The 23,936-nt window shown below is 43.1% G+C and carries 21 protein-coding genes and 1 riboswitch; of the genes, 6 read left to right on the forward strand and 15 right to left on the reverse strand.

Going from position 1 to position 23,936, the window contains the following annotated elements; genetic code table 11:
- Positions 1 to 23 precede the first annotated feature (23 nt).
- Positions 24 to 638, forward strand: a complete 615-nt coding sequence (locus tag FTU06_RS06710; RefSeq protein WP_180145674.1) for a riboflavin synthase subunit alpha — start codon at positions 24 to 26, stop codon at positions 636 to 638.
- A gap of 71 nt (positions 639 to 709) precedes the next feature.
- On the opposite strand, the gene FTU06_RS06715 is transcribed toward FTU06_RS06710, so the two are convergent.
- Positions 710 to 1,888, reverse strand: coding sequence for an acyl-CoA dehydrogenase family protein (locus tag FTU06_RS06715; RefSeq protein WP_180145676.1), 1,179 nt, complete (start codon positions 1,886 to 1,888; stop codon positions 710 to 712).
- 303 nt (positions 1,889 to 2,191) lie between these two features.
- Positions 2,192 to 4,135 (reverse strand): acetate--CoA ligase, encoded by a 1,944-nt coding sequence (acs, locus tag FTU06_RS06720; protein WP_180145679.1) that lies wholly within the window; start codon positions 4,133 to 4,135, stop codon positions 2,192 to 2,194.
- 284 nt (positions 4,136 to 4,419) lie between these two features.
- Here acs and FTU06_RS06725 point away from each other — a divergent pair, with 284 nt between their 5' ends.
- Together FTU06_RS06725 and FTU06_RS06730 are read left to right on the forward strand one after the other, a co-directional pair.
- Positions 4,420 to 4,998 (forward strand): DUF805 domain-containing protein, encoded by a 579-nt coding sequence (locus FTU06_RS06725; protein ID WP_180145682.1) that lies wholly within the window; start codon positions 4,420 to 4,422, stop codon positions 4,996 to 4,998.
- Positions 4,999 to 5,121: 123 nt separating this feature from the next.
- A complete protein-coding gene (locus FTU06_RS06730) occupies positions 5,122 to 6,093 on the forward strand; it encodes a mechanosensitive ion channel family protein (protein ID WP_180145686.1) in 972 nt (323 codons plus the stop codon).
- Here the strand turns inward: FTU06_RS06730 and FTU06_RS06735 are convergent.
- The 5 genes from FTU06_RS06735 to prfB all read right to left on the reverse strand — a co-directional run bounded on the left by FTU06_RS06735 (position 6,079) and on the right by prfB (position 11,157).
- Complete coding sequence (locus tag FTU06_RS06735) at positions 6,079 to 6,789, reverse strand: 16S rRNA (uracil(1498)-N(3))-methyltransferase (protein WP_180145689.1); 711 nt, start codon at positions 6,787 to 6,789, stop codon at positions 6,079 to 6,081. The two genes, FTU06_RS06730 and FTU06_RS06735, sit on opposite strands and share 15 nt — an antisense overlap.
- A gap of 324 nt (positions 6,790 to 7,113) precedes the next feature.
- The gene (locus FTU06_RS06740; protein ID WP_180145692.1) at positions 7,114 to 8,394 is read right to left on the reverse strand and encodes a 3-deoxy-D-manno-octulosonic acid transferase; all 1,281 of its coding nucleotides are present in this window, start codon (positions 8,392 to 8,394) and stop codon (positions 7,114 to 7,116) included.
- An 87-nt stretch (positions 8,395 to 8,481) separates the two neighbouring features.
- Positions 8,482 to 9,570 (reverse strand): alkene reductase, encoded by a 1,089-nt coding sequence (locus FTU06_RS06745; protein WP_180145694.1) that lies wholly within the window; start codon positions 9,568 to 9,570, stop codon positions 8,482 to 8,484.
- A 37-nt stretch (positions 9,571 to 9,607) separates the two neighbouring features.
- Positions 9,608 to 9,907, reverse strand: a complete 300-nt coding sequence (locus FTU06_RS06750) for a helix-turn-helix transcriptional regulator (RefSeq protein ID WP_078190555.1) — start codon at positions 9,905 to 9,907, stop codon at positions 9,608 to 9,610.
- Between the two features lie 154 nt (positions 9,908 to 10,061).
- A protein-coding gene (gene prfB, locus FTU06_RS06755; RefSeq protein ID WP_168379411.1) for a peptide chain release factor 2 occupies positions 10,062 to 11,157 on the reverse strand; the annotation gives its coding sequence in 2 pieces (ribosomal slippage) (positions 10,062 to 11,084 and positions 11,086 to 11,157; 1,095 coding nt in all).
- A gap of 181 nt (positions 11,158 to 11,338) precedes the next feature.
- Between prfB and FTU06_RS06760 the strand changes: the two genes are divergently transcribed.
- Both FTU06_RS06760 and FTU06_RS06765 read left to right on the forward strand, forming a co-directional pair.
- A complete protein-coding gene (locus tag FTU06_RS06760; RefSeq protein WP_180116813.1) occupies positions 11,339 to 12,187 on the forward strand; it encodes a putative porin in 849 nt (282 codons plus the stop codon).
- Between the two features lie 326 nt (positions 12,188 to 12,513).
- Positions 12,514 to 13,299: a putative porin gene (locus FTU06_RS06765; RefSeq protein WP_078193204.1), complete on the forward strand. Its 786-nt coding sequence runs from the start codon at positions 12,514 to 12,516 to the stop codon at positions 13,297 to 13,299.
- Positions 13,300 to 13,368: 69 nt separating this feature from the next.
- On the opposite strand, the gene recJ is transcribed toward FTU06_RS06765, so the two are convergent.
- From recJ to FTU06_RS06800, 7 genes are all read right to left on the reverse strand, one after another.
- Positions 13,369 to 15,072, reverse strand: a complete 1,704-nt coding sequence (gene recJ / locus FTU06_RS06770) for a single-stranded-DNA-specific exonuclease RecJ (protein ID WP_180145696.1) — start codon at positions 15,070 to 15,072, stop codon at positions 13,369 to 13,371.
- On the reverse strand, positions 15,073 to 15,729 hold the full coding sequence (pdxH, locus tag FTU06_RS06775) for a pyridoxamine 5'-phosphate oxidase (RefSeq protein ID WP_180145699.1): 657 nt from the start codon (positions 15,727 to 15,729) through the stop codon (positions 15,073 to 15,075).
- Between the two features lie 18 nt (positions 15,730 to 15,747).
- Complete coding sequence (gene glmM / locus FTU06_RS06780; protein ID WP_078190561.1) at positions 15,748 to 17,079, reverse strand: phosphoglucosamine mutase; 1,332 nt, start codon at positions 17,077 to 17,079, stop codon at positions 15,748 to 15,750.
- Positions 17,080 to 17,197: 118 nt separating this feature from the next.
- Positions 17,198 to 18,664, reverse strand: coding sequence for an IMP dehydrogenase (guaB, locus tag FTU06_RS06785; protein ID WP_078190562.1), 1,467 nt, complete (start codon positions 18,662 to 18,664; stop codon positions 17,198 to 17,200).
- Between the two features lie 219 nt (positions 18,665 to 18,883).
- Entirely contained in the window at positions 18,884 to 19,249 is a 366-nt protein-coding gene (locus tag FTU06_RS06790) for a YkgJ family cysteine cluster protein (RefSeq protein WP_180145702.1), read from the reverse strand.
- Between the two features lie 99 nt (positions 19,250 to 19,348).
- Positions 19,349 to 20,146, reverse strand: a complete 798-nt coding sequence (locus FTU06_RS06795) for an MBL fold metallo-hydrolase (protein ID WP_180049745.1) — start codon at positions 20,144 to 20,146, stop codon at positions 19,349 to 19,351.
- A 194-nt stretch (positions 20,147 to 20,340) separates the two neighbouring features.
- Positions 20,341 to 20,919 (reverse strand): TMEM165/GDT1 family protein, encoded by a 579-nt coding sequence (locus FTU06_RS06800; RefSeq protein WP_078190565.1) that lies wholly within the window; start codon positions 20,917 to 20,919, stop codon positions 20,341 to 20,343.
- 74 nt (positions 20,920 to 20,993) lie between these two features.
- Positions 20,994 to 21,136, reverse strand: a riboswitch (yybP-ykoY riboswitch).
- A gap of 58 nt (positions 21,137 to 21,194) precedes the next feature.
- On the opposite strand from FTU06_RS06800, the gene FTU06_RS06805 reads away from it, so the two are divergent.
- On the forward strand, positions 21,195 to 21,905 hold the full coding sequence (locus tag FTU06_RS06805) for a methyltransferase type 11 (protein ID WP_180008776.1): 711 nt from the start codon (positions 21,195 to 21,197) through the stop codon (positions 21,903 to 21,905).
- A 48-nt stretch (positions 21,906 to 21,953) separates the two neighbouring features.
- On the opposite strand, the gene FTU06_RS06810 is transcribed toward FTU06_RS06805, so the two are convergent.
- Positions 21,954 to 23,936: a 2-oxo acid dehydrogenase subunit E2 gene (locus tag FTU06_RS06810; RefSeq protein ID WP_180145705.1), complete on the reverse strand. Its 1,983-nt coding sequence runs from the start codon at positions 23,934 to 23,936 to the stop codon at positions 21,954 to 21,956.

Below are 23,936 nucleotides of genomic sequence, written 5' to 3' on the forward strand. Positions count from 1 at the left end.
CAAATCATTTTAGAGACGCTCACATGTATACAGGCATCGTGCAAGGTTTAGAAAAAGTCTTAGACATTCGTCAAGGCAATGGCTTCACAACCTTGGTGATTTCAAATCATCAGAATTTTTTTCATGATGTCTTTATCGGGGCAAGTGTGGCGATTAATGGCGTGTGTTTAACGGCCACACATATTGATTTGGCAGCCAACCAAGTACATTTTGATGTCTCAGATTTGACCAATCAACTCACCACGCTAAAAGCTCTCAAGGCCGGTGATGAGGTCAATGTCGAACGCTCAGCCAAAGTTGGCGCAGAAAATGGTGGTCACAATCTTTATGGTCATATCGAAGGCACAGCCACGATCAAAAACTTAGAGCATCGCGGGGAAACCTTTCATCTCGATATTCACATTCCAACAGGCAATATTAAATATTTCTTTCTCAAAGGTTTTATTGGGCTCAATGGTTGTAGCTTGACTGTGAACCGTGTTGATCGTGCCAGCAGTGAAATTTCAATCGATCTTATTCCTGAAACACTGCGCCTCACTACATGGAAAGATGTCCAAGTCGGTGATGCCGTGAATTATGAGATTGATCAAACGACGCGAACCTTAGTCGATACCTTAGAAAATATTCATCAGCGTTAAATCGACTGACAGCACATTGCAAAAAAGCCTCCCTTTCGGAGGCTTTTTATTGGCTCATGTGCAATATACGTTTAAGAATAAAAACTTGGGTCTGGCACTTTGGCTGTGAGCACCCATTCACCAACTTCCTGATATTTATAATCAATCGGATCGTGTAAGGTTTGGGTACGCACATTGCGCCAGAAGCGGTCTAAATTCAGTTTGGCCGTCGTGGCACGTGCGCCCATCACTTGGAAAATATTTTGCGTAATGTACAGCGAGCTATTGGTGGCTGCAATTTTGGCTGTTGCAATCGCAATAGAGACTTCTCCACGTTGTTCCGCCGTCAAAGCTTCACCAATCTCCCAAGCCCCTTGCAAACGTTGAACCGCTTTATCTGCCAATAAACGTACACTTTCTAATTGCACATAAAACTCAGCAAAATGCTTTTGAATAAATGGGTCATTCACTGCATTTTCAGCCAATGATTTTGACCACGCTTTTTGGTTTTGAACCGTCTGTTTTGCTGTTTCAAAAGCCCCTTCTGCCACCCCTAAAAACATATGCACAAAGATCAACTGTGCAAGCAACGGACGTAAGCTGGAATACGGCGTACTCAAAGGCCCTGGGTTCAGTAGTAATTCATCTTTGGAAATTTTAACTTGTTCAAAATGGCTACTTCCACTGTCGGTTTGACGTTGTCCCATATTGTCCCAATCGCCGAGAAAACTGATGCCTTCACGTGCTGTAGGAATCACCCCGATCAATAATTTTCCATCTTCATTGAAGCCAGAACACAGCAAAATGTCTGAATCCATGGAACCCGAACAAAAACTTTTATCGCCATGAAACACATATTCATGTTCAGACAGTTGCGTCGCTGTAGTACGGCGGTCTAAAGGGTTTAGGGTGTTGCCCCAAAACAAATGCTCACGTGCAGTCTGTTCAAACCACGGGCCATATTGCTCTGGCTGCGCGAACAACTGTACCGTTGCAATCAATAAATGATGGAAACCATAAACATGCGCCAATGAGCTATCCACTTGAGCAATGGTTTGAATGGTTTTAAAAATCGTCAGCCAATCTGCCCCCTGTCCACCGTATTGTTTTCCAATGGAAAGTGCAAGCAAACCACTTTGACGAATCAAATCACGTTCAGCTTTGGGATTTCCCCCCTGCTTATCACGCTGAGCAGCCGTCGTGGCAAATTCTGCCGCCAGTTTTTGGGCAATATCGATCGGATCTTGAGTCAATGGAGTTGAAGCGTTCATATGTCTGTCTGATTATTCTGTTACAGTTTTAGCTTAACAAAGTAGAGGCATTCAGCTTATCTCAATGCCTGCAGTCTATATCTGTAAAATCTATATCTCATGAAATCTAAGTCACCAAGATTCAGGCGACTTATAATTTGATCATTTTATACGTCGTATTTAGGATGGATAAAATGCATCATGAACGTCCCTTCATCCTAATAAACTTTTATAGGAGAAAGGACGTTAAATATTACCTTAATAACCCATCGCATGAGCGATAGTGAACTTTCATCAGAACGCTATCACTCACGCTCAAGTTGCTTATGCCTTCGGATAAACCGTCGCAATCAAATGTTCAACCACTTGAGGCTCTGCCAAGGTCGAAGTGTCGCCTAAAGAGTCCAGCTCATTGGCCGCAATTTTTCTTAAAATACGGCGCATGATTTTACCAGACCGGGTTTTTGGTAAGGCTGGCGCCCAATGCAGTGCATCTGGCGTTGCCACTGGTCCAAGGACTTTTCGTACCCAAGCCACCAGTTCCTGACGTAACTCATCCGTCTCAGCTGTCCCTGCTTGTAGGGTGACAAAGGCGCAAATCCCCTGTCCTTTAATATCATGCGGCATACCCACCACCGCAGACTCTGCCACAGCATCATGCGCAACCAACGCACTTTCAATTTCAGCCGTTCCTAATCGATGCCCTGAAACGTTCAAGACGTCATCCACACGGCCCGTAATCCAATAGTAGCCAGACTCATCACGACGTGCGCCATCACCTGTAAAATACGTCCCCGGATAAGTGGAGAAATAGGCTTCAATAAAGCGCTCAGGATCACCCCAAATGGTTCGCATTTGTCCCGGCCAAGAATCCTTAATCACCAAATTGCCTTCTACGGCGCCTTCAAGCTCATTGCCTTCAGCATCCACTATCGCAGGTTGTACACCAAAGAATGGACGCGTCGCCGAACCCGGTTTTAAATCAGTTGCTCCCGGCAATGGCGTAATCATGAAACCACCTGTTTCTGTTTGCCACCATGTATCCACCACTGGGCAGCGGCTTTCACCTACCACGGTGTAGTACCAATTCCATGCCTCTGGGTTAATCGGTTCACCCACCGAACCTAATAAACGCAAACTACTGCGGTCACTTTCTCGGACAAAGGCATCGCCTTCTCGCATCATGGCGCGAATTGCAGTCGGTGCCGTATATAAAATAGTGACATTATGTTTATCGACAATATGTCCCGTACGTGCCCAACTTGGATATTGCGGCACCCCTTCAAACATCACGGTCGTAGTACCATTCGACAATGGGCCATACAATACATATGAATGCCCAGTGATCCATCCGACATCTGCGGTACACCAAAACACATCATCTTGTTTTAAGTCAAAAACCTCACGGAAAGTACAATTCACATAGGTCAAATAGCCACCCGTGGTGTGCAATACGCCTTTCGGTTTTCCAGTTGAACCTGATGTATATAAAATAAACAGCGGGTCTTCGGCATTCATGGGTTCAGGTGGGCAGATATCATTAACCGACATGATTTCCATGTGATACCACAAATCACGATCCGCTTTCATTTCGATCGGATTACCTGTACGGTGCACCACAATGACATTTTGAACCGAAGATGTGCCTTCGATGTCGAGTGCAAGATCGACATTTTCTTTGAGTGGAATTGGCTTACCACCACGCATCCCACAATCCGCAGTAATCACGACTTTCGCCTGACTATCATCAATACGACTTGCCAATGAGTCTGGTGAGAAACCGCCAAAAACTACGCAGTGTACAGCACCAATTCGGGTACAGGCCAACATCGCAATTGCCGCTTCTGGCACCATTGGCATATACAACACCACACGGTCGCCTTTGCCCACACCATGTTTTTTCAACACATTGGCAAAACGGCAAGTTTCATCATGCAGTTCTTCAAAAGAAATAATTTTATGCCGTGAAGGATGATCTCCTTCCCAAATAATGGCTGGTTTATGTGGATGTTCTTTTAAATGTCGATCGAGACAGTTGGCACTGACATTCAGTTCACCGTCAGCAAACCACTCAATCTTGAAATCATCTTGCTTAAAATTGGTATTTTTAACTTGGGTAAACGGTTTGATCCAATCGATCTTTTGCGCTTGCTCCGCCCAAAACTCATCTGGTTGTTCAATCGATTTTTGATAACGCTCAAAGTACTCCGACTCGTTGATGCGTGCGGTTTTTTTGAAACTTTCAGGTACTGTATAGATCTCTTTCATATTGTATTTTCCTTGATCTGATTCATCTCATCACGAGATGCCATGCCACATTTCTACTTTTATAATTCCTGCATCACAGCAGTATGACGATTAATTTTTAATCGCAGCAATCATGCTTTGGTCGTATTATTCTTTCCCATTTAAAGCACATCTATAAGCAAAATTTCAACAAAAACATGTTTTAATTCAGTATCTGACCAGTTCAATTAAACCTATACTGCAAAGGTAATTTTACTCAGCACTCCGCTTTTTTATTCTTTCATATACGTTGAGTTGACCCAAGCATGAATACCAATGACTCTTCTTTCTTTTCCCGTCAGACGACCACTACATCGGACAATCCCCTGAAACCTGATGGACGTTTTGGTCGACTGAGCATGATTGGTTGGTATGGCTTTCTCAATATCATCAGCTTTTTTGCCTTAATCGCTTTAAGCCTTGCCGTGGGTATTTTCAACATCAATACCATGGCGTTAAATGAGCAATTTGTTGGCATATTCACCGGGGTATCTGGCCTCGCCTATTTGGCGATTATTATTCTCTACATTTATTTTTATTGTGTCTTTGTCGTGCGTCGGCTGCATGACCTCAATAAAGCCGGTTGGTTGCTACTATTATTATTTATCCCCGTGATCAATCTTTTCTTTATCCTATATTTATTATTAGCCTCAGGTACACCGACCATAAATCAATACGGCGCGCCACGCCCTGCTGCCGTTTGGGAAAAAATTCTGGCATGGTTGATGATTTTAATCAGTGTCTTGTCGCTCTTGGCTACAGGTAGCATCACCTCGTATATGATGGGTAGCGGTGAAATTGAATCGCCGACAGAAATCATTCAACAAGGTACTGAATACTTCTAAGCCACTGACCGAATTTGAGCCTGTCTGAATTTTGATACATCTGTTCGCAAGCCTGTAAATGAGGGTTATTTTCGCCACTAATTTCAGGCAAAATAGCGAAAAATCTGAACATTTGGAAAACTCGTGGCTGAAAAAGAAAATGCCTTGAGTGATGTCACTCAAGGCACGACTCAACTTTTGCAAGAGGCAACTGAAAAAACTGCACAAACCGTGCTGGAACATACCTCTAAATATAATGACGCATACTCAACGATCGATAAATTTGTCGATGGATTTTGGGAACGCCTGCCTTATATTTGTATCGCATTAATTGTTTTTACGATCTTCTATCTACTGTCTAAACTCTTTAGATTCTTTGTTCGTAAAGCGCTCACTGACCGTTCTTACTCAAAACAAAATCTAGTTTTGATCCTGAACCGTGTGGGTAGCTCAGCCATTATGTTCTTCGGTTTCCTGATTGCGATGGTCATTGCGATCCCTGGTTTCACACCGGGTCAGCTCATGAGTGCCTTGGGGATTGGTTCGGTTGCAATCGGTTTCGCGTTTAAAGATATTTTCCAGAACTTACTGTCGGGTATTTTGATTCTCCTCGGTGAACCGTTCAAAATCGGTGACGACATTATTGTGTCAGGAATGGAAGGTACGGTTGAAGATATTCAGATCCGTGCAACCTTCCTACGTTCTCCAGATGGTCGTCGTATCGTGATTCCAAACGCGACTGTTTACACCAGTGCGGTAACGGTGAATACCGCTTATCAACGTCGTCGTTGTGAATTTGTGGTGGGTATTGGTTATGAAGATGATATTCAAAAAGCTAAAAACATTGTTTTGGCTATTTTGGACAAAGATCCAACCATCTTGAGCCAGCCTGCATTTACCGTAAACGTAAATGCTTTGGCTGATTTCTCAGTCAATCTGAATGTCCGTTGGTGGGTAGATACCACTGAAACCACTACTGCGAACTCAATCAGTGAAGTGCAAGAACACGTTATCCAAGCATTCAATCAAAATGGTATTTCAATTCCGTACCCTGTACAGGAAGTGAAAGTTTACCGTGGTGATCAAGCTGAGGCAGAAGCTTCAACAGCTAAATAATCGCCCTAAAACGTACGGAATCACAGTTTCTGTACGGATAATTCGGTTGCCTAAGCTGACTGCTTGGCAGCCGTTTTTTATGAGTAAATCCACCTCATAAGGGATAAATCCACCTTCAGGTCCAATAATGATCGTACATCCATGTTGAATCCCTGCGGGCATCACATCTTCAACATAAGGATGCGCCACATAAGCGGGATAGTCCGATGAAATCATGCTCGGTAAAACATCCTCCACAAAGGGTTTAAAGCGTTTATACAATTCAATTTTGGGCGCAATGGTGTCACCTGCCTGCTCCAAACCCAACGTCACATAGTGATCGAGCTGCTGTAAAAATGGGGTCTGCCAATAGCTTTTATCCACGCGATAACTGTGCAGCAAAATGATTTTTTCTACACCTAAAGTGACGGCATCCATGATCAGACGGCGTAACACTTTCGGACGAGGCATCGCCACAATTAAAGTCACGGGATGCTTTGCTGGTACTTCTTCTTCTTGTAAAGCTTTAAGTTGAATGCAGTGATCCGCCATACTGACGATTTGGGTTAAATAGCGTTTTCCTTCCCGAATCCCGACTTTGAGTGTATCGCCCACTTGTACATCGACATGGGTTTTTAAATGCTCAATTTGGCGTTTGGCACTGATACTCCACAGTTCAGATTCAGTTTGACGTGGGTCAAGCAGGACGATGTTCATAAAAATTCTCTTACCCAGCTCAATTGGATACACGAAAACGTCATCCACAACGGTTCAAGGCAACACTCAATAGAATCACTCGAGTTTCAGCGATTATTTGTTAGACATAAAAAATCGACGCGTTTTGTCGTGAGCTGCATTGCACCGCAAGATGGCTTCCTTGCGAAGCTTCGCATCTCATTTTACCTAATGAGAAACAACGTTTCGTAAGAGTACCTCTAACCGAAGGCTAACCCCTTTCTTCAAATCTTAAATGTAAGACTCTGTCGAGCCTATTCATTTATCTATTTAAAGCATCAACCAATTTAAATCATGGTTGAAAAATCAAAGGTACTGATCAATCACCTGAATATGCTTTTGCAGCGACCCGGTATTCTTTTGCATAATCAGCTGAGCTGCATCATTTAAAGCCTGAGCTTTCGCAGTATTTTGAATGATCTCAACCAATGCACTAGCCGCCTGCTCAAAATCCTGCACAACCACAACCGCCTGAGCTGCTACAAATTCATCCACAATGGTTTGAAAATTAAAATAATGCTGACCTAATACTGTCGGGACATGCAGCGCGATAGGTTCCAAAATATTATGTCCACCGCCCGGTTCATTTAAAGACCCGCCGACAAAGCAGGCCTGACTCATTGCCAGCCAAAGCCATAACTCACCCATACTATCTGCCAAATACACTTGCGTTTCAGGCTGAATCGTTTGCTTTAAACTGCGGCGCTGTGTACGTAAATTCAGTTTCTGCGCTTCTACAAAAACTTCATCAAAGCGTTCAGGATGACGTGGTACAACTATACATAACAGCTCAGGCTGTTGTTGCAAAATCGGCTGCAGTGCCGCGAGCAGTTTTTGTTCTTCGGGTGCATGCGTACTGGCAATGGTGATGATTTTACGGCCTTGCAAATCCCAATCTTTTCGTAACTGCGCTGCTTGTTGCACAAAGCTATCGGGCGCATGAATATCAAATTTGATACTTCCCACGACCTGACTGGTATGCGGGTTTGCACCCAATTCAATAAATCGCGCTAAAGTTGCCTGATCTTGCGCCAATAATTGTTTCAAACTCTTTAGCATCGGCTGCGTCAAACTCGGGACTTTGCCATAACCCTTCGCCGATTTTTCAGATAATCTGGCATTAATCAATAAACACGGAACATTGGCCTGATCGGCTTCAATCATCAAATTTGGCCAGAGTTCAGTTTCGACCAGAGCCAACATTTTCGGTTGATATTTTTCGATAAAACGACGGACTAATTTTTTTTGATCTGCCGGCAGATACACTGCTTGAAACAGCGATTCATACGGTGCTTTTAAAAATAATTGTTTCGCACGCGCTTGTCCGGTTTTGGTGGTATTGGTAACTAAGACCGGATGACCTGCTTTGAGATAATGTTCAATCAGCGGCTGTGCAGCGTTGGTTTCTCCTACGGAAACCACATGAAACCAAATTGCATTGCGGTTTTTAACCGGCTGAAATGGCCCAAAGCGCTCAAGACACTCTTGCTGATATAGTTGGAGATCTTCAGCACGTTTTTTGATGCGCCATTGATATAGCGGTTTAATCAGCGCCAAAGCTGCGTTATACCAAAAAGGAGTAGTCAAATTATTACGCTCAAAAACGGTTTGAATCGGCAGAATATATCAGAGCATTATCCACATGTTAATGGATAATGCATATTCAAGTGTCGATTAATAGGTTGAACGACCTGAACCAAATTTATTTTTCATGCTTGGATAATCAATATAGCCTTCGGCTACATCAGTTCCAATCATATTTTCCAACTGCAATTCATTCAGTGCAGCATTCGCCAGCAAACGTTCAAACAAATCTGGATTGGCAATATAGGCTTTACCAAAAGACACCGCATCGGCTTTACCTGAGGCCAATAAATCAACGGCATCTTCACGGCTTAAACGCATATTGGCAATGTACGGCACACCATTTGAGCGCTGTTTCAGATAGTCACTAATACTGTCATCCGCCAGATATTCACGGGTAAAGAAGAATGCAATCTTCCGTTGCCCCAACTGCTCTAAGGCATAGCCAAAGGTTTCACGTGGATCATTATCGCCCATGTCGTGTTCATCACCACGCGGCGCAAGATGCACACCTACACGACCTGCTCCCCACACTTCGATCAGCGCATCCACCACTTCGAGCAATAAACGTGCGCGGTTTTCGACAGAACCACCATACTCATCTTCACGTAAATTGGTTTTGCTTTGTAGGAATTGATCGATCAAATAACCATTGGCCGCATGCAATTCCACACCATCAAAACCGGCTTCTTTGGCTTTGATTGCAGACTGTTTGTATTGCTCAACAATGCTTTTGATTTCTGCAATCTCTAATGGACGTGGCACGACATATTCGCGTTTTGGGCGAAGCAGACTGACATAGCCTGCCTGTTGTACCGCACTGGCAGACACCGGTGTATCACCATCCAAAAGATCGGGATGAGAGACACGACCGACATGCCACAATTGCGCCACAATTAAACCTTGCTGTTCATGTACGGCTTGGGTCACCAGTTTCCAGCCTTGAACTTGAGCATCGGTAAATAAACCCGGCGTCTGCAAATAGCCATTTGCTGCTTCTGAAATAACTGTTGCTTCTGAAATGATTAATCCAGCACTTGCACGCTGTGCATAATATTCAGCCATCATCGGCGTTGGAACACGGTCAATGGTTGCACGACTACGGGTTAGTGGCGCCATTACAACGCGATTTTTGAGGTGTAAATCACCCAAAATGAGAGGAGTATTAAGTTCAGCCATATATGTCTCGCCTAACACTTCAAATGCGAAAAATGATTTAAAGTGAGTTCTGCAGATAATCAATATATTGCTGAATGAGTTCTTCATTGCGCGAAAAATACGACCATTGACCATATTTCTCGGCTTGAATTAAGCCCGCCTGTTGTAACACAGACAAATGATTAGACATCGTAGACTGCGAAACATTACCGAGTTTTTCGATATTGCCAGCGCATACACCACGATTAAAGCCGCCACATTGTTCTTCTGACAAAAATTGTTCAGGTGTTTTCAACCATTCCAAGATTTGACGTCGAGTCGGATTGGCAAGTGCTTTAAAAATTAAATCAATATCCATAATTTAAACGGGTTTAATTAAATAAAAATTTGGACAACAAAGTTCTATTCAGCATCTTGAACACACTATATCGTATTTTTTCGATTTTTATATCGATTTTTTTAGATATGATGATCAAAAACAGATAGAACTTTGTTTTCTATATAAATTTAAATTACAAACCTTGTTTGAGGCTGGCTTCAATAAACTTATCTAAATCACCATCAAGTACCGCGCCGGTGTTTGAACTTTCCACACTGGTACGTAAGTCTTTAATACGCGAGTCATCTAAAACGTATGAACGAATTTGGCTGCCCCAACCGATATCTGACTTGGTGTCTTCCAACGCTTGTGCCGCATCATTACGTTTTTGCATCTCAAGTTCGTACAATTTTGCACGTAACTGTTTCCAAGCATGGTCACGGTTGGCGTGCTGTGAACGTTGGTTCTGACATGCCACCACAATCCCTGTTGGAGCGTGAGTTAAACGTACTGCAGAGTCTGTTTTGTTAATGTGCTGACCACCCGCACCAGATGCACGATAGGTATCAGTACGAACATCAGCAGGATTGATTTCAATTTCAATATTGTCATCAATTTCAGGCGATACAAAAACCGCTGAGAATGAAGTATGGCGACGGTTACCCGAGTCAAAAGGTGACTTACGGACTAAACGGTGTACGCCAGATTCTGTACGTAACCAACCATATGCATACTCACCTTCTACACGGATCGTTGCAGACTTGATCCCTGCCACATCACCATCAGACTCTTCCATCACTTCTGCTTTAAAACCATGACGTTCAATCCAACGTAGATACATACGTAGTAACATCGATGCCCAGTCCTGTGCTTCAGTACCACCTGAACCTGCTTGAATTTCGACATAGCATGGGTTCGGGTCCATCGGATTACTGAACATACGACGGAATTCTAATTTCGCAAGTTCTGCTTCCGCTGAAGTTAACTCTGCTTGCACATCCACAAGTAAGCTTTCTTCTTCTGCTTCAACCGCAAGATCCAGCATCGCTTGGGCATCTTCTAGTTGAGTTGAAAGCCCTTCGAGCACGTTAATGACGTTTTCGAGTTCACCTTTTTCTTTTGCCATTGCTTGCGCACGGCTTTGATCATTCCAAATTGCTGGGTCTTCCAGCTCACGTAGAACCTCTTCTAAACGCTCTTTTTTCAGATCGTAGTCAAAGATACCCCCGTAATGTTTGACCACGGTCGTTTAAGTCTTTTAGCTGTAATAGATACGGATTAATTTCCACGTGAATTACTCTCAATCAAAAAATTTGGCTTAAATAGCCGCCTATTATATCACAGAGCATTTGCACAGTTTCAGCCAGATTGATCATCCAAATCATTGACTTCAATGCACATAATATGAACAATACGCTCGCATTACTATTTATTACATTTTTTTTACAACAATAATGTTTCGAGGGTTTTATGAAAAAGACATTACTTGCACTAGGGTTAGCTGTTATCACTTCATCAACTTTTGCTTATGATGGTCAAGTTGATGGCGGTTTTACTTATACAGATTGGGACAATGACATCGTAGATTCAAACGGATTGTTCAACTTACAAGGCACGTTATATTTAGACTCAGTAAACCCTAAAAATGGCCCATTAAACGAAGCTGCATTTTTAGGTCATAACAGCAATATTTATGCTAAATATAGCTATCAATATTTAGATACAAAAACAGTAGATGTATCAGATTATTTTCCTGTTTCAGGTCCGCTTGCAGGCAAAGCAGAATATGACAGCCACCATATTTCATTAGGTGCTGAATACTTCTTTGAACAATTCTACTTTAATGGTGAATTAGGCTACAAAGAAGAAAAAGCTGAAGTAAAAGTTGCTGGCATTTCAGCAAGCGAGGACTATGATTCAACAACATACCGCGCATTAGTAGGTTATTTACCTGTCTCTAACCTTTTACTTGCTGTTGGTATTGATGGCTATCAAGGCGACAATGATGAAGACGAAGACAACCGTTTTGCTGTTAAAGCAAAATATGTTGCGCCTTTGAACAATGGTCAATACATCAACCTAGAGGCAGATGGCGCTTTTGGTGATTTAGACTCTGTTACGATTGGTGCAGACTACTACTTCGACCAAGCTTTTAGCATTGGTGCATCTTACAACATCGAAGATGATGGTGATGAAGACACGGATTACTTCGCTATCCGTTCAAAATACTTCCTTAACCCGAACCTAGCAATCGGTGGTCAAGTTGGTTTTGGTGATGACGTTCAAGCGTTCAACATCAATGCAACTTTACGTTTCTAATTTCGTTTGAATTAGGAATGTGCATTAAAAAAGCACCTCAAATTTGAGGTGCTTTTTTCTTTTCGATGTAATATTTACTTTAAAAAAAGTCCAGTTGTTGACCAAATAATCTACAAATTCATAATATCTACACAGTTTTAATAAAACAAAACATTAATAATAATTATATATTTTTCAATATCTTAAATAATTAAAATTACATAAAATTACCGAATACACAGTTCTGCAACTTTGCAGCGATTGACCATCTTTAAAAATTCTCTAGACTAAAACTTGTAACAAAAAATGTATTAAATTTAGCCAAACAATTTAGAGGGGTAGTTTCCATGAAAAAACTCGCAATTGCTTCAGCACTTCTTTCTGCACTTGCTATTACAGGTACAGCTCATGCTTATCAAGCAGAAGTGGGCGCTTCAGCTGGTTACATCGACCCAGATAATGGAAGCTCTGGCAGTGAATTTGGTGTAAACGGTACTTATTACTTCAACCCTGTTCAAACTCGTAACGCTCCTCTTGCAGAAGCTGCATTCTTAAACCGTGCAAGTAACGTAAATGCACATGCAACTTTCGCTGACCGTGGCGATGTTGACGACAATACTTATGGCGTTGGTATCGAATACTTCGTACCAAACTCAGATTTCTATGTATCTGGTGATGTAAGCCGTAATAATGTTGAAGTTGACACTCCATTTGGCACAGTAGACAACGATACAACCTACTACGGCGCTGAAGTCGGTTATCTTCCTGCACCAGGCTTCTTAGTTGCAGCTGGTGTGAAAGGTTGGGATAACGATGAAGATGATGGCGTAGATCCAACTTTACGTGCTAAATACGTAACAACTTTAAGCAATGGTAAAGACATCAACCTTGAAGCGGGTGCAGCATTCGGTGATCTAGATGAATTCAATCTAGCAGCGGATTACTTCATCGACAAAACATTCAGTGTTGGTGCTGACTACTACAACAACGATGTCACTGATCGTAACGAAGTAGGGATCAATGCACGTAAATTCTTCAACCAACAAGTAAGCCTTGAAGGTCGTGTTGGTTTCGGTGAAGTTGGCAACAATGACTACAATTCATTTGGTGTAGCAGCGAAATACCGCTTCTAATCCATTGAATTCAAAACCATAAAAAACCGCTCTTCTGAGCGGTTTTTTATTTGCCTGTAAAAATAGAATTTATTGAGCCAAGTGTAGAACTCTCAATTGAACACTGACATTTCCTCTAAATTCATTTTTATCGAGTTCGTAGACCAAGCGGATTTGATCTTGCATAGGATTAAATTCATACTTTTCTGCCGCATTAAATGCAATTGCGTCCACCATTAAGCCATTATCTAAAGCAAGTTTTAATTTCAGATGCACATCTTTCAACCAACGATAATCTAAAATTTTAAATAGACCTTCATAGACCGGTGCAGGAAATTTTTGTCCCCATGGACTTAAATTTTGCAAAAGATCGACGGTTTCGACATTAATGGCCGAATCGGGCAATTCGCCATCTGTCCAAATAGTGGCCTGAAATAAACTTTCATCTTGCGCAGCGATGAATGCTTCAAAAGCGGTTTTAAATTCAGAAAAATGCTGCTTTTGAATGGTTAGTCCTGCCGCGGCAGCATGCCCGCCAAAATGACTCACCAAATGCGGATGTAATTCAGCAATACGCTCAATACTGTCTCGAATATGAATACCTTCGATCGAACGCGCAGAGCCTTTAATATGTACGCTATCTTCATCTGCAGCAAAGACGATTGCAGGTCTATGGAATTGTTCTTTTAAACGCCCTGCAACAATCCCAATCACCCCTTGATGCCAATGCTGTTCAAACATGATCAATGCTGCAGGTAAGTTATCCTGATCAAGCTGAATATGCTCTAACTCGGCCAGAGCTTCCTGTTTAATCTGCCCTTCGACTTGGCGTCTTTCAATATTGAGTTGATTCAACTGCTGCGCAATCGGATAAGCCGTACTTAAATCCGCCGCAATCAGACACTCAATCCCAATATCCATGGTCTCCATCCGCCCAGCGGCATTGAGTCGCGGGCCGACCACAAAGCCCAAGTCTTGTGCTTTTAACTGTGCGGGATCACGGCCGGCGATATCCAATAATGCACTGATCCCTGGACGACATAGTCCTTGCTGAATCCGCTTCAAACCAGCATCGATCAAGATCCGATTATTCAGATCTAGACTTGCAACATCGGCATAAGTGCCTAAAGCCACCAAGTCCAAATATTGGCTGAGGTTGGCTGTGGATTTAGCATTTTTTTTACGCATACTGGCCAAATTGGCCAACACATAAAATGCGACACCCACACCAGCCAAGGCTTTACTTGGAAATTCACATCCCAACTGATTCGGATTCACCACCGCTTCTGCTTGTGGTGTTTCCTTCGTAGTCAGGTGATGGTCTGTAATGATCACCTGCATACCATGCGCCTGTGCCTGTGCTACACCAGCATGGCTCGAAATACCATTATCGACTGTAATCAGCACATCTGGGGTAAAACTCACGAAGGCTAAATCAGCAATGGCGGGTGTCAGGCCATAACCATACTTAAAACGGTCTGGAACCAGATATTCAACATCCGCGCCCATATCACGCAGTGCCAAGACCATCAATGCAGTACTGGTTGCACCATCGGCATCATAGTCGCCTACAATGACAATTTTTTTATGCGCATCAATGGCTTGGTCGATCAACTCTATAGCTTGCTGCATGCCTTTTAAGGTCGGGGCATGTAAATGCTTGAGCTTCAATTCCAGTTCTTGTGCGGAAGAAACCCCGCGACGTGCCAATAAGTCCGCAATAAACGGCGCAACGCCCTGAATATCTTCAGGGCGCGTCAAATAGGGTCTTTGTTGAATTAAAAGTTTAGACATTTATGGCATTAGTCGCTGTAGAACCCATTGACCATCCTGTTGTTCATAACTCAAGCGGTCATGTAAACGATTCGGACGGCCTTGCCAAAATTCATAATAATCCGGAACTAAACGATAGCCACCCCAAAACTCAGGTTTCGCCAATACGTCTTTGCTTTCCACTTGATCATGCAAATTTTGGAATCGCTGTTGTAATTCTTCACGACTGGCGATAACACCACTTTGTGGAGTGCTAATGTGTGCTGCGATTTGGCTGTCACGCGGTCGTTTATGGTAATAATCCGTCGATTCTTCAAGAGAAATCTTTTCCACATGACCACTGACCCGAATTTGACGTTCCTGCTCTTGCCAATAAAACAATAATTCTGCATAAGGATTATCGAGCAGATCATTGCCTTTTTGACTGTCATAGTTGGTGTAGAAGTCATAACCTGAATGGGTCGCACCGCGTAACAAGACCGTCCGCACATGCGGACGACCTTGGGCATTTGCCGTCGCCAAAGACATGGCATAGGGTTCATGCAATTGTGCTGCTAAGGCATGGTTAAACCATAATAAAAACTGCTCATGTGGATCACGCTTCACCTGATCTTCATGCAACTCACCTTTTTGATAAGTTAAACGCAGTTCACTTAAGTCCTTAATCACATCATTCATGCAATTTCCCCTCTTGATTTAAGCTGCATTGGCACGAACAGCATCGGCCAAATGATTTGCTAACGCGGTGACTTCTTCAAGGTCATTACCTTCAACCATGACACGAATCACCGGCTCTGTGCCTGATTTACGAATCAAGATGCGACCACGCCCTTTAAGCTGAGCTTCAGCTTTTTCAAACTCGCTCACCAGTGCAGGTACAGCGTAGGGATCAAACATCGCAGCCAAGCGAACATTCACCAAGACATTTGGTAATAACTCAAACCCTTCCACCAATTCATGCAAAGCTTTACCTTGCTCAACCATCACAGTTAACACCTGAAGTGAAGCAATGATCGCATCACCTGTGGTGCTCTTGTCCAAAGTCAAGATATGACCTGATGGCTCACCGCCCGTTACCCAGCCCTTTTCTTCTAGGCCTTGTAGAACATAGCGGTCACCAACTTTGGCACGAAGCAAAGGCACATTGGCTTGATCTAAAGCAATTTCAAGCGCCATATTGCTCATCACAGTACCCACGATACCCGCAGGTTTTTGACTCGCTTGAGTGGCTAAAATATAGAGAATATGGTCACCAGTAATTTGCTGACCGTTTTTATCGACCATAATTACACGGTCGGCATCACCGTCAAAGGCAATCCCTAAATCTGCCTGATGTTCAACAACTGCTTTTTGTAAAAACTCAGGATGTGTCGAACCACAGTCTTTATTGATGTTTAAACCATCCGGTTCGTTAAACAGCGCAATCACTTTTGCACCCAGTTCACGATATACCGATGGACCGACGCTATAGGCTGCACCATTGGCACAGTCCACTACAATTTTTAAGCCTGTCAGGTCAAAATGGTAGGGGAAGGTTGATTTACAAAATTCGATATAACGACCATTGGCATCTTTTACACGCACACTTTTACCTAAGTTTGCAGGATCTTCGATCACCAAGTCATTTTCAAGTTCTTTGTTAATCGCTTCTTGAATTTCATCCGGCAATTTTTTACCTTCGCTCGAGAAGAACTTAATGCCATTGTCAAAATACGGATTATGCGACGCCGAGATCACGATGCCTAAGCTGGCATGTAATGCACGGGTTAAATGGGCAATAGCCGGTGTAGGTAATGGACCCAACAAATGAACATAAACACCTGCTGCGTTTAAACCGGCTTGTAATGCTGACTCTAAAATATAGCCCGATAATCGGGTATCTTTACCTAGTACAACGATGGGCTTTGCTTTTTTACTGTATTGTTTTAATACTTTACCTGCGGCAAATCCTAGTTTTAATGCAAATTCAGGGGTAATAGGCAATTCACCGAATTTGCCACGAATGCCATCTGTACCAAAATAACTCATGTTGTACTCACTTCTTAATGGTGATCTTAATCATCACTTTTTACTGCAAATACTTTACACCAAAAACAAAAAGGCCGTCATATTAATGACGGCCTTTTCGGCTAAAAGCTACTAAATATCAACCAACACGGTAGTTTGGTGCTTCTTTAGTAATAGTCACGTCATGTACGTGAGATTCAGACATACCTGCCGCAGTAATTTTGACAAACTGTGCATTTTTACGTAAGTCATCGATCACCGCAGAACCGGTATAACCCATAGATGAACGTAAACCACCCATCATTTGATGAACGATGTTACCCATTGGGCCTTTGTACGGTACGCGACCTTCAATACCTTCTGGTACAAGCTTTTCAGCACCTGCTTTTGAGTCTTGGAAATAACGATCAGCAGAACCTGTAGCACCTGCCATCGCACCCAATGAACCCATACCACGATAAGCTTTGTAGTAACGACCTTGGAAGAATTCAACTTCGCCCGGTGCTTCTTCCGTACCCGCCATCAATGAACCTACCATGATGGTACTCGCGCCTGCACCAATCGCTTTTGCCATATCACCAGAGAAACGGATACCACCGTCTGCAATCAATGGAATTTGATCTTTTAGTGCATTGGCAACGCTGTCAATCGCAGAGATTTGTGGCATACCAATACCAGCCACAATACGTGTAGTACAGATTGAACCTGGACCAATACCCACTTTCACTGCATCTGCGCCAGCATCTAATAATGCAAGTGCTGCGTCACCAGTCGCGATGTTACCGCCAATCACTTGAACTTGTGGATAGTTAGCTTTTACCCAACGTACACGTTCAATTACACCTGCAGAGTGACCATGTGCTGTATCAACAACAATCGCATCAACACCCGCTTCTACCAATGCTTCTACACGGCTTGGTGTTTCTGCACCTGTACCTACTGCAGCGCCAACGCGTAAACGACCTAAGTCATCTTTGCAGCTATTTGGATAGTTTTCAGCTTTACGGAAATCAGTAACCGTGATTAAACCTTTCAGTTCGTTGTTGTCATTTACAACAAGGACTTTTTCAATACGGTGCTTTTGAAGTAATGCTTGGATGTTTTCTTTTGATTCGTTTTCACGAACAGTTACCAAACGATCATGACCTGTCATGATGTTACTAACAGGTTGCTCAAGATTGGTTTCAAAACGAGTGTCACGACCAGTAACAATACCCACCACTTGACCGTCTTTCACCACTGGTACACCGCTGATGTTATTTGCTTGAGTTAAAGCAATCAGCTCACGTACAGTCGTTTCTGGTGTAACGGTAATTGGGTCTTTCACCATACCTGCTTCAAATTTTTTCACGCGGCGAACTTCTGCAGCTTGTGCAGCAATATCCATGTTTTTATGCAGGATACCGATACCACCGTTTTGCGCCATTGCAATTGCCATACGTGATTCAGTCACAGTATCCATCGCAGCAGAAACAAGTGGAATATTCAAATTGATGCCACGTGTGAAACGTGTCTTAAGAGAGACATCTTTTGGGAGAACAGTAGAATAGGCAGGGAGTAATAAGACATCATCAAAGGTTAGGGCTTCTTGAACGATGGTCAACATAACAGTCTCGCTGGTAATTTCCGTGAGCCATTATATACAAATTTCCGTTCAATTTTCATTTTAATTGCGGCAATTCTTTACGGAGTTTTCAATATTAACCATCGAATATGCTGTTTTCAGCAAGAATACACTGAGGGTTAGTCAGCATCCTGTGCAATATAGGCAGAATCCGAAGACTCTACCGCTTAATTTCAATAAATTTATTCTGGAACTCAAGCCTTAACTGACTTGATCGAAATCTTCATCATTTTCAGCGTCATGCAGTGGAATACTGATCAATGGAATCATTTGATGCGCGATGCGTGCTTTATTACATTGCTCATCAGCTATCTGCACACTTTTACATGTGGAACTGCGAGCCTCGTACACCCTACAACTCACTGCTTGCCCAATTTCACCACCCAAAGCGATGCAACGAGACTGCGCTTGATTGGTGCCTGCCATACATGAATACACGGCGTTAACCGGCTCAGTATAATGTTCGGGCATATTCAGCCCTTCTGCCCAATAAAAAGAAACGCGATAGTGGGCACAACATGCTCCACAGGTTAAACATGCATCCTGAGTCGGTATTTGAGACAACATTTTTATCTATTCTCGTCATCTAAAAGCTTATTTTATGGACAAAAAATATTAAAAAATGTTATCTGCAAACTCAATTATTTTTTCTGAATTTTCAAGTCATTATACTGGGCAAGTAAAGACTGTTTCATCCATTAAATCGACACCACACTGCAAGGTTTCGATCCAATCTAAGAATTGATTGATCTGTTCTTTACCAATAAATGGCGTGCCGTGCTGCGGTACGATCATTTCCACATCCATCGTCCGTACCATGTTGACCCAAAGACGGATCACTTTGTTTGAACACATATAGCGCTGATGGAAGCCTTTCATTTTAGGAATATGAGCGGCAAAATTTTCTAAAGGTTTAGAAGCATCGTCCACCATTGATGCGCCCATATCCCCTGAGAATAAAATTTTGGCAATCGGGTCATAAAATTGGAAGTTACCAACCGAATGTAGGAAGTGTGCCGGAACAGCCACCAAATGACTGTTGCCTAATGGAATCACCTGACCATGATCTGGCAGTTCGATCAGACGATCCAACCAGTTGCCTTTCATGCGGTCACTCATAAATGCAGAGTTTAAATGTGGTAAGAAACGCGCCCACAGTTTAGATGCCACCACTTTGGCCTCGGTATAAACCAACCAACGTGGCATCGAGGTAATAATGTCTGGGTCCTGATGCGAGGCCATCACATAGTCAAGATTGGTCAAACGGGTATATTTATTCAGTTCCATAGTCAGTGGGACATAGGTCAAGTCACCACCCGGATCGAGCACCGCTGCGCGCTCATTATCCAAAATCAGGAACTGGTTCGCCTGTACGCCCTCGCCTTTTACCAAACTGGTAAAGCTAATACATTTATGCTTTCCATCATCATAAAGTACCTGTGATGTTGTGCGTTCGAAAGCCATTCCAATTCCCCAAATTTTTTATCAAAAAATATATATTCTATAGGTGAATAACATATATTTATTTAGGGAAACTTACAATAAATATTCAGTCAATATTATCTGAAATATCAGTGAATTGGGTCTCATTTATTGGCAAATAATCCTGAGTTTTTAACTCAGGATTTCATGTATTTTTAATATGGTGAGATCATTATTTAAAATAAATAGTGTTGTGCCAACGCAGCCAAACCAATCACCAAGAATACCAAGGCGCCAATTTTATGAATCAGTGAAATCGGTAGTTTTTCAGCTAGCTTGTTCCCAATAAATACCGCTGGCGCATTAACTAACATGATGCCTAGCGTCGTCCCCAAAGTCACCCAGCCAATACTGTCAAAGCGTGCAGCCAGTGCAACAGTGGCAATTTGGGTTTTATCTCCAATTTCAGCCAAGAAGAACAAAACGAAAGTGGCGCCGAAAACCCCATATTTTTGCCACTTATTGATACTTTCAGATTCATCATCCAATTGATCGGGGATCAACATCCACACCGCCATAGCAATAAAGCCCAGAGAAACGATCCACAATAAAACGGTTGGACTTAAAACAGTGGTAATCCATTGACCCAGCACAGCAGAAACCCCGTGGTTCACCACAGTCGCGAGGAAAATTGCAATTAAGATCGGAACGGGTTTACGAAAACGTGCAGCAAGCAGTAAGGCAAGTAATTGTGTTTTATCGCCCATTTCTGACAGGGCAACAACAGCAAGGGAAATGAAGAAAGCGGTTAACATGGTGCATTTCTCTGGCTAGCAATAACATATACCGATGACTTATCCCTCCTGCTAGCCAATGTGCAGAGTGATAAATCAAAGGTCTTGCCAACAAAAGAAAGCTACGAAGAGCTCATTTGGTTCTTTGCTATGATGACCATGCTCGTTTTAGAGCAAATATGTTGACCATCACCTTTTTACTTTGCGTAAAAAGCGGCTACTCCCCAATGAAGTAATGCTATTCTAGCGAGGAATGCATGTTTTCGCAATTTTAATTTTCGATGACTCAATTTGATATGCAAAACAATAATCAAAAATTTCAAGAATTTATTCAACACTATATGCATGTGCAGGATGTATTAATCATTGCAGGCGGCCCGTCTCAGCTCAGTTTTGACTTAACCACCATTCAGCCCTCAAAAAAGCTGCTAATCATTTGCTGTAATCAAAGTTTTCTTCAACTTCCTCAGGCTCAAATTGCCCATCATTCAGATTATGCGTGGTGGTTACACTATCAACCCATGCTCAAAGCCTGCTTTCAAGGTGACATCATTAGCGGATGTGGTTTAGGTCACAACCGTCCATATCCTGAACATGAAGTGATTAACTTCAAAACCGTGCGCATCGATACGCAAGCGGAGTTATTTCATTCACCGTACTTTGTGTATGGTAATAATTGCGGCCTTCAAGCCTATTCACTCGCACATCTCTTTCAACCGCAGCGTATTTGGCTGATGGGCTATGACTTCCAGCACCAACAGGGCCAAACACATGCGTATCAGCATCAACATGTGCAAGAACTGGAGCATTATGAAAAGTTTTGGGGCTTATTTTTAAAAGACTTCCAACGCTTTGAACATTTAAGACAAAAGCTTTGGTCGACGGCGCACCCACATCGTACACTTCCACTCACTTATAACCTCAATGCAAACTCAGCATTAAAGCTCTACCCTTCACCCATTGAACTTCCTGATTGGCTTTGTCAGTCCACCACCACGACGCCATAAAAAAACCCTGCCAAAGCAGGGTTCATTTTGAAACTTAAACAGGTCAGATTAGATCAATAAAGTTCGGATATCTTTGAGCAGCTTCGTCAGCTTATTGGCAAAACGTGCAGCATCCGCACCATTAATTACACGGTGATCGTATGACAATGACAGCGGCAGCATCAAACGTGGATCAAAGCCTTCACCATTCCACACCGGCTGCATAGTTGCAGGTGAAATACCTAAAATCGCCACCTGTGGCCAATTAACCAGCGGTGTAAATGCCGTACCACCAATTGAACCCAGACTGGTAATGGTAAAGTTCGCACCTTGTAGATCTTTCGGCGACAGTTTTTTGTCACGTGCTTTTTGACTCAGTTCACCCAGCTCAATTGCAATCTGCTTAATCGATTTTTGATCTGGATTACGCAGTACAGGCACGGTCAAACCATCAGGCGTTGCCACGGCAATCCCCATATGGATTTCATTGCGTAGCAATACTGACTTGCCATCATCAGACAAATGACCTGCAAATTCACGTTCTTCTTTCAACAAATAAGCCACTGCTTTGATGATGAAAGCCATAATGGTTAAGCCAATACCTTCTTTCTTAAAGTTAGCTTTTAAATCATTACGCCAAGCTTCAAGATCAGTAATATCCGCTGCATCGAACTGCGTCACTTGCGGGATAAAATTGTTTAAAGACAATTGCGGAATCGACACTTGTTGTAAACGTGTCAAAACTTTCTCTTCGACACCACCAAAAGCATCAAAGCTTGGCAATTTCGGCAAGCCTGAAACCTGTGCCACAGCTTGAGCTGCAGGTGCCGCTTGCGGAGTAGTCAAACGGGTTTTTACATAAGCGAATAAATCTTCTTTCATTAAACGCTCATGCGGGCCAGATGCTTTGACTTCTGCCAAAACCACACCCAATTCACGTGCAAGCTTACGAACGGCCGGTCCTGCATACACTTTGGCATTGGCAGCATTTTGCTCTTTGGTGAGTTTATCTGCGCCTTGTGATTGTGGAGCTGCTTCAACTTTGCTTTCAGCTTTAGGTGCAACTGTCGCAGGCTGTGCTACAGCTGGTGCAGGTTTCGCTGCTTGTGCGGGTGCTGCAACAGCTTGACCTTCGGCTTCTATCGTCACCAAAGCGACGCCTTCAGAGACACTTTGCCCTAACTGAACATGAATCGCGGTGATTTTACCAGCAGTAGAGCTTGGCACTTCTACCGTTGCTTTGTCTGATTCCACCACGATGATGCTTTGGTCTTTTTCAACCACATCACCCACAGCGACTAAAATTTCAGCCACCGCTGCTTTATCAACACCTAAGTCAGGCACTGCAATTTCTACAGGTCCAGACGCTGTAGCCGTAGACGGCGCTGGTGTTGCTTCTGCGACAACGGGTGCAGCAACAGGCTGTGCAGTTTCTTGCACTGGAGCCGATTCAACCGCAGCAGATGAAGCCGCCGTTTTTACCGTTAAAATCACTACACCTTCTTTCACTACATCGCCAGCACTGATCGTGATCGATTCAACACGGCCTGATACAGTACTTGGGACTTCGACTGTCGCTTTGTCTGATTCCACCACGATAATGCTTTGATCAACATCAATCTCATCACCAACAGAGACCAAAATCTCACTCACCGTAGCTTTCTCTACGCCAATATCAGGGACTTGCACATCGATACTTTGCGACTGAGGAGCATTGGCTGCAACAGGTGCTGCTGCAGCTTGTTCTGCTTCCACAACCGGAGTTGGTTCTGCTGCTTGGTCTTCAGTTGCATTTTGTACTGGCTCAGCTGTAGCAGCACTTTGACCTTCTGATTCCAACTCGATCAGCACAGCACCTTCAGCAACACTGTCACCCAGATTAACTGCAATGCTTTTCACCACGCCTGCCGAAGTGCTTGGCACTTCAACAGAGGCCTTATCAGACTCTAACAACACAATGCTGTCATCAACGCTAATGGTGTCGCCGACTTTCACTAAAATCTCAGCGACCGTTGCTTTATCTACACCAATATCAGGAGTCGTAATTTGCAT

The organism is Acinetobacter sp. YH12052, assembly GCF_013419835.1.
GTDB classification, from domain to species: domain Bacteria; phylum Pseudomonadota; class Gammaproteobacteria; order Pseudomonadales; family Moraxellaceae; genus Acinetobacter; species Acinetobacter amyesii.